The sequence below is a fragment of the Soonwooa purpurea genome (genome assembly GCF_053891095.1).
Genome location: NZ_JBSSMA010000024.1, coordinates 1 through 7284, shown reverse-complemented (window position 1 = coordinate 7284; position 7284 = coordinate 1). Strand labels below are relative to the sequence as shown.

The following is a 7284-nucleotide window of genomic DNA, read 5'->3' as shown; positions in this document are numbered from 1 at the left end:
ATAACAAACAAATTGGCAATAGAGCCGGTGAAGTACTTCTATTGAACTTTTGTGCAATGTTGAAGATTAGTAATTCTATTCAACATTTGTGCTAAAAGTCGGCTCCATCGCCAATTTGCCAAACGTTGGTGGCAAGGCTAAAAGACACAGCAAATGGACATCAGTAAAGACGTAAAAAATCAACTTGACAAATATTTTGGAAATTATACTACCACACAAATTTCAGGTGGTTCAACAAATGCTGAATTGTTCAGGGTTACGACAGATGAATCAAAGAGTTTTATTCTCAAAAAACAAATTTATAGTAACCATAATGTAAACCTCAAATACGATTATCAAAATTATTTATGGCTTGACGGAAAAATTCCAGTTCCTAAGATTATTTTTTATGAACAATTAAGCGACTTTGAATTGTTATGTATGACGGAACTGCAAGGAAAAACTCTTGAATATTATTTTGATAAAATAGAAACTGAAGAAATTATTAAGCAATATGCAATATCATTGAAAAAACTTCATTCTTTGAAAATCGACAATACTGCGTTGGTTCAACACCTTGACTTGAAAATTTCAAAAGCAAGATTTAATTTAGATAGTGGGTTAATTGATTTTACAGACTTACAACCCGAAAATCAAACTTACAGCCCCGAAGAACTATTTGTGAAATTATTAAGCATAAAGCCATCAGACTATGAATTAGTGTTTACACACGGAGATTACTGTTTTGACAACTTAATTTTTGACAATCATAACTTAAGTGGTTTTATAGACATTGGCAATGGAGGTATAACAGATAAATATCAAGATATTGCACTTGCTGTTAGAAACATACGAGATAATTTTAGACCAGAAATGGTTGACATATTTTACAAGGTATATGGACTTGATAAGCCAAACAAAAATAAAATAGAGTTTTATATATTATTAGACGAGTTCTTTTGAAAGAAGCCCAGCCACCAACATCGTATTGGCAATAGTGGGGCTGATAGTTATAAATTCAACATTTGTGCTTCTATCGGGCATTAGTGCAAATGTTGGGCTGACGTTTTTCAAATGCCCCACCATCGCCAATACGTAACCGTTACCAGCAATTTTGAAAACCCAACCGTAAAACAATATGAAAGCAAAAATTTTAAATTATTTTATAATTATTGGACTTCTGCTTAGTTCTTGCGGACAAATTTCCCACGTAAAATTCGACTCTGACAAATGGAAAAATTCAGATTTAAATACGGAGGAAAATTGGGATTTAAGATGGAATATGATGAATGATTTAAGAAAAAATCACGAGTTGGTTGGAATGAAAAAGGCTGAAATCGAAAAACTTCTTGGAAAACCTGACAGTGAATCTAATTCAGAGTATAGTTATTATTTAGGAATGACAGGAACGGGAATAAATACGGGAAGTCTGACAATAACTTTTAACGAAAGTGAAATAGTTACAAAAATAAATGTACATCAAGGATGAAAAATGTGATTAGGACGATTTCGATAATTTCTTATTAACCCGTAGTGCATTATAGAAAAAGTTGCTCAAAAGATTAAAAATCAGTATATTGTATTAACTATCAAATAAATACAATTATGAGCAACTTAGAAGCAAGTTACAAATTAATTTTAAAAGAACTAATTAAAATATCCAAAGTTGAGAACTTTTATTTCAAACCTAGAAAGCCAAAACTATCTGATTTAGAGTTGATTAGTTTAATTATTTTAGCCGAGTTTAAATCTATTGACTCTGAATATCAACTTTTTAGGGAGATTAAAGATTTTGATATAGCCTCAAAAATTGAACGAAGTGTTTACAATCGAAGAAAGAGAAAACTCTTCCCGTTTATAGAAGAAATCAGATTGAAAATGGTAGAAAAGTTTAATGATTTTGAGAACTATTTTATAGTAGATAGTATGCCTTTGGAAGTTTGTAAATTGGCTCGATCTTCACGAAGTAAAATCTGTAAAGAAGTAGATTATGCCATTCCCAACAAGGGATTTTGTGCCTCGCAGAATTTACATTTTTACGGCTATAAGCTTCATGCAGTTTGTTCTATTTCGGGTATTTTTCAAAGCTTTGATTTATCACCTGCTTCTGTTCATGACATCCATTATCTACAAGACATAAAAGGACAACTATCAGACTGTGTGTTACTTGGAGATAAAGATTATCTTTCTCAAACCATTCAGCTCGACTTGTTTAATGAAGTAAATATACAATTGGAAACTCCTAAAAGAAAAAATCAAAAAGACTATAAACCACAATTTTATCCATTTAAAAAATACCGAAAACGTATTGAATTGCGAAGCACATCACGAATACCTTTAAAAAAATAATAAAAACAGATGAGTAAACTTTATTCTCGCAACTTTGTGACCAGTTTATGATCAGAAGAAATTATGCTAAATCTTTTCAGGGATTTAAAACCCGAATTTTAGCTAAAATTACAACACTTACAACCATTCAATATCTCAATAAATTTGTATTCGACAGAAATATTAACAACCTAAAAATTAATCTCGTTTAATAATGCACTACGGGTAACTTTTTATTAAACAGATAAGAATTATTTCTTTAACAATTATAAAGGTTCAACTTAATCAAAAAGCTGAACCTTTTTAATTTATACACTTTGTATAAAATTGTTTTTATTTTTATTGCACACTATCAATCTCTTCCTGAACTTGCTCCCACTCGACCATCGTGGTATCTAAATCCTTTTTTAATTTTTCATAAGCTGCAAACCATTTAGCATCGTTCATTAGTTTTTCGTAATCTTCTGCCAATTCCAAATCGGCTTTTGCAATTTTCTTCTCAAGATCTGTAATATTGTTTTCAGCTTTACTCAATTTGTTATTTAAAGTCTTTAAACGCTTTTGATCGTCGTAAGAAAGTGATTTCTGTTGTTTTACAACAACTTCCTTCTTCACTTGGGCACTTGAGTCTTTTTTCTGTTCAAAATCGCGCATATCGCTTGCTTTACGTTCTTCCAGAAAATAATTAATATCACCTAAATATTCTTTAATTTTTTGATCTTTAAATTCATAAACCTTATCAGTCATTCCTTGTAAAAAATCACGATCGTGTGATACCAATAACAAGGTTCCTTCATAATTTTTCAAAGCTTGCTTCAACACATTTTTCGATTTAATATCTAAGTGGTTCGTAGGCTCATCCATCAACAAAACATTGATAGGCTTTAACAGAAACATTGCCAAAGCTAAACGGTTTCGTTCGCCTCCTGACAAAACTTTTACTTTTTTCTCTACATCATCACCTCTAAATAAAAACGACCCTAACATATCGCGCACTTTTGAACGATTTGCATCGGTAGCCGCATCAATCATCGTATTTAACAATGTTTTCTCGCCATCTAAATACTCGGCTTGATTTTGAGCGAAATATCCCAATTGAACGTTATGCCCAATTTTAATCGATCCATCATAATCAAATTCGTTCATTATAGCTTTGATTAACGTCGACTTTCCTTGTCCGTTCTGTCCTACAAACGCAATTTTACTTCCACGTTCAATCAGCAGGTTAATATCTTTAAAAATCGTTTTTTCACCGTAAGTTTTTGTAACCTGTTCCATTTCAAGAACCACTTTACCAGGTGTAATTGAAACAGGAAAGGATATATTCATCACCTCATTATCGTCTTCATCTACTTCAATTCGTTCTACCTTATCTAATTTTTTAATTAACGATTGTGCCATCGAAGCTTTTGTAGCTTTATAACGGAACTTTTCAATTAACTTTTCGGTTTCTTCTATTTTTTTTGCTTGATTTTTCTGCGCTGCCAACTGCATTTCGCGCATTTCTCCACGTAATACCAAATATTGAGAGTAGGGCTTATTAAAATCATATATCTTCCCTAATGAAATTTCAATAGTTCGGTTGGTTACGTTATCTAAAAACATTTTATCGTGAGATACCAATACAACAGCGCCTGCAAACGATTTTAAAAAGTTTTCTAACCAAATGATCGACTCTATATCTAAGTGGTTCGTAGGCTCATCTAACAGCAGAATATCGTTGTTTTGCAACAATAGTTTAGCCAATTCTATACGCATGCGCCAACCTCCCGAAAAAGTATCCGTTTGCTTGTTAAAATCATCTCTTTTAAATCCTAATCCGATTAAGATTTTTTCGGTGTTTCCTTGGTAAGTATATCCTCCTAAAATATCAAATCTGTGCGTAAGATCGCTCACTTTTTCAATAAGTTCCGTGTAGGCTTCAGATTCATAATCCGTTCTAGTGGTTAACGCCTCATTTACTTGATTTAATTGCTTTTCAACGGCAAGAATTTCATCAAAAGCCTGATACGCCTCTTCTAAAATGGTTCTTCCTTTTACAAAATCAATATCTTGCTTTAAAAAACCTATTTTTATCTCTTTATCAAACGCAATAGAACCAGTATCGGGTGATGTTTCGCCTGATAAAATCTTAAGCATAGTTGATTTACCGGCACCATTTTTACCCACTAATCCAATACGATCGCCAGCACCTAATCTAAAAGTAACTCCATCAAATAAATAATCTCCGTTGAACGATACGGATAAATCGTGTATATTAAGCATAAGGCTATTTTATTAACTGTAGTTTTTTGTAATATCGACTTACATCGATATTTTTATCCAAAGGTACTTTATTTTCGATATTATTGATGAGCTTATCTGCTAAATAAGGCCCTAAAAGTACACCTCGAGTTCCTAAACCATTAAGGATATATATATTTTGATGTTGATAATGCGCACCAACTAATGGAATTTAAGAGCCCGTTTTTAAAATCCCTGCCTAAAAAAAACGACTAATCCAAAAATCTTCAAATTTTACCGATATAATCCAGCGAATCAAAGGGGAATTTTTACATTATCTATCCAATTGAATGAAACGCCATTTTGTTGCCCTCGCTGTCAATAAAAATAGCGATATGTCCTACTTCTGGATTTACAAAAGTCTTAGGAACAAGCACTTTTCCGCCGTTGGGTTCTACTCTGTTTAGGGCATTTTGCAGGTCATCGCCTCCGTTAAGATACACCAAAACGCCCTCTGTTGAAGGTTTGTAGCCTTCGCCCTGTACAATGGCTCCCGATGCGTTTTTGCCATCACTTGGGAAAAAGCCCATTTTTGTACCAAATACATCGGCTTCATTGATGGAAATTTCCAAAACAGCCTTGTAAAAAGCTACCGCTCTGCCGAAATCTGTGGCAGGAATATCAATAAAATTGATTAAATTTTTCATTTCGTTTAAATTTTTACAATAATGGGGCAAAGGTAAAATCAAGCCCAAAAACAAAATTGTAAAAATGGGACATCGCTATTTTTTGTCAAAAATCAACGACATTTTTAAGTCGTCTCCAAAAATTTGCATTCAACAAAATTACTACTTTTCTCCCTGATTGTCAAATTTTTATAACATCATACTTTTTAAAACACGACCAAAAAATAAAACGATATACGAATATTATATGTGTAGAATAAACAAAATTTTGTATATTTGCGTGCTAGCGGGCATTGTAAAGGACTACCTCTAAAAAAGAAAACTGAGAAATGTATGAACTTAGAATTGCAAATACTACAATCTGACAATATTAAAGAGTTCAAGGACTTAATAGTTATTTTTGAAAATGTATTTGAAATGAAAAATTTCAATTTGCCAAGTGAATTGCACTTACAGAAACTATTAAACCAAGAAACCTTTTATGTAGTTACGGCTAGGGCAAACAACAAAGTTATAGGTGGGCTGACAGTTTATGTGCTTGACCAGTACTATTCAGATAAACCATTAGCCTATATATATGACCTTGCAGTATTGACGAATTACCAAAGAAAAGGCGTGGGGCGAAAGTTAATAGCGTTTACAAATCAATATTTCAAAGAAAAGGGATTTGAAGAAGTTTTTGTGCAAGCAGATGAAGTTGACAATTATGCTCTTGATTTCTACCGTCTTACAAATCCGACAGAAGAAGAGAAAGTGCGACATTTCTATTACAAATTAACTCTTGACAGTGAAAAGTAAACAAGAACAACGACCCGCTAACACGGGTTTTGCGTCAGGCGGGGTGACGTATCACTTGGAGCTTTGTGCTTCTATTCAAGTTCAGTGCAGGTTGACAGTTTTGTGCTCCGAAACCCGCCCGAACGCAAAGCCCGAAAACGTTAGCGGGCATTGTAAAACGACAATTAAAATATGGTAACAGACAGAAAAGTAATTTTATACATCGCATCAAGTTTAGACGGTTACATTGCAAAACCAAATGACGACCTTAGTTTTTTATCAATCGTTCAACAGGACGGTGAAGATTACGGTTATGCAGACTTTGTGAAATCGGTAGACACAGTAATACTTGGGAGAAAGACTTACGACTGGGTAATGACACAAGTTCCCGAGTTTCCTCACGCTGACAAAAATTCCTTTATCATAACACGGACATCAAGACCAAGTGTTGGTAAGACAAGCTTTTACACGGACAATCTGAAAGACCTCATTTTAAGGCTAAAAAGTGAGCAGGGAAAAAACATTTTCATTGACGGTGGAGCGGAAATCGTAAACGAACTTTTAAAAGAAAATTTAATTGACGAATTTATCATTTCCATTATTCCAATTTTAGTTGGTAGCGGGACAAAACTCTTCAAAGACGGACGACCTGAACAAAAATTGGAACTCATCTCAACAAAACAATTTGACAAAGGACTAACTCAACTTCATTACAAGCGTGCAGACAATTGACCGACATAACGACGGACGACAAAAAGCCCGAACCGCTAACATCGGTTTTGCAATAGCGGGGTTGAAAGTTCAAAATTGGATATTTATGCTCCAAAACCCAACGCCAAGCCCCAAACCGTTGGGCGGTATATTATCCATTTTCATTTCGCTACGCTCCATTCAAAAGAGAGAAAATTAATCATCAAAATTGCACTTACTAATGGAATTTAAGAAGTGCATTGCTCATAAATCCATCTTTTTTGGGTAATAATGTAAGCCATATCTTTGTTCTGTTTACTTTTTGCAAAGACAGTAAAAACATTCGGAAATACAAATGTTTTTATATGTTGTATCTTGTTGATTTATTGATATGTAAAAGAATTATGGATAAAAAAATAAAACGATATACGAATGATTTATGTGTAGAATAAACGAAATTGCGTATATTTGCGTGTTAGCGGGCATTGTGAAAGATACCAGCATAACAGTTAAACATTGATAAATGAAAAAAAAACTACTTTGGATATTAATTTTAGGACTGATAATAATCAGTTGCAAACAAAGGAAAACAGAAATGAAA

At 33.3% G+C, this 7284-nt stretch carries 7 protein-coding genes and 1 pseudogene; 5 read left to right on the top strand and 3 right to left on the bottom strand.

Annotated features, from left to right (window positions below):
* Positions 1-153: 153 nt before the first annotated feature.
* The gene (locus tag ACVFVN_RS14145; RefSeq protein WP_154138269.1) at positions 154-942 is read left to right on the top strand and encodes an APH(3') family aminoglycoside O-phosphotransferase; all 789 of its coding nucleotides are present in this window, start codon (positions 154-156) and stop codon (positions 940-942) included.
* Here the strand turns inward: ACVFVN_RS14145 and ACVFVN_RS14140 are convergent.
* Positions 925-1116: a hypothetical protein gene (locus ACVFVN_RS14140; protein WP_456235777.1), complete on the bottom strand. Its 192-nt coding sequence runs from the start codon at positions 1114-1116 to the stop codon at positions 925-927. The two genes, ACVFVN_RS14145 and ACVFVN_RS14140, sit on opposite strands and share 18 nt — an antisense overlap.
* A 1-nt stretch (position 1117) precedes the next feature.
* Between ACVFVN_RS14140 and ACVFVN_RS14135 the strand changes: the two genes are divergently transcribed.
* Positions 1118-1468, top strand: coding sequence for a hypothetical protein (locus ACVFVN_RS14135; RefSeq protein ID WP_456235776.1), 351 nt, complete (start codon positions 1118-1120; stop codon positions 1466-1468).
* Between the two features lie 116 nt (positions 1469-1584).
* Positions 1585-2519: pseudogene (locus ACVFVN_RS14130) on the top strand (IS982 family transposase).
* 127 nt (positions 2520-2646) lie between these two features.
* Here the strand turns inward: ACVFVN_RS14130 and abc-f are convergent.
* Both abc-f and ACVFVN_RS14120 read right to left on the bottom strand, forming a co-directional pair.
* Complete coding sequence (abc-f, locus tag ACVFVN_RS14125; RefSeq protein WP_456235775.1) at positions 2647-4572, bottom strand: ribosomal protection-like ABC-F family protein; 1926 nt, start codon at positions 4570-4572, stop codon at positions 2647-2649.
* A 296-nt stretch (positions 4573-4868) separates the two neighbouring features.
* Positions 4869-5237, bottom strand: coding sequence for a VOC family protein (locus tag ACVFVN_RS14120; RefSeq protein ID WP_456235774.1), 369 nt, complete (start codon positions 5235-5237; stop codon positions 4869-4871).
* 312 nt (positions 5238-5549) lie between these two features.
* On the opposite strand from ACVFVN_RS14120, the gene ACVFVN_RS14115 reads away from it, so the two are divergent.
* Positions 5550-6014, top strand: a complete 465-nt coding sequence (locus ACVFVN_RS14115) for a GNAT family N-acetyltransferase (RefSeq protein ID WP_024568394.1) — start codon at positions 5550-5552, stop codon at positions 6012-6014.
* A gap of 171 nt (positions 6015-6185) precedes the next feature.
* Complete coding sequence (locus tag ACVFVN_RS14110; protein ID WP_042005544.1) at positions 6186-6725, top strand: dihydrofolate reductase family protein; 540 nt, start codon at positions 6186-6188, stop codon at positions 6723-6725.
* The last annotated feature ends 559 nt before the right edge of the window (positions 6726-7284 follow it).

Excerpts from the sequence above, each read along its gene's own strand:
- ACVFVN_RS14145 (WP_154138269.1), top strand. The coding sequence starts at position 154 with ATGGACATCAGTAAAGACGTAAAAAATCAACTTGACAAATATTTTGGA.
- ACVFVN_RS14135 (WP_456235776.1), top strand. The coding sequence starts at position 1,118 with ATGAAAGCAAAAATTTTAAATTATTTTATAATTATTGGACTTCTGCTT.
- abc-f (WP_456235775.1), bottom strand. The coding sequence starts at position 4,572 with ATGCTTAATATACACGATTTATCCGTATCGTTCAACGGAGATTATTTA.
- ACVFVN_RS14120 (WP_456235774.1), bottom strand. The coding sequence starts at position 5,237 with ATGAAAAATTTAATCAATTTTATTGATATTCCTGCCACAGATTTCGGC.
- ACVFVN_RS14115 (WP_024568394.1), top strand. The coding sequence starts at position 5,550 with ATGAACTTAGAATTGCAAATACTACAATCTGACAATATTAAAGAGTTC.
- ACVFVN_RS14110 (WP_042005544.1), top strand. The coding sequence starts at position 6,186 with ATGGTAACAGACAGAAAAGTAATTTTATACATCGCATCAAGTTTAGAC.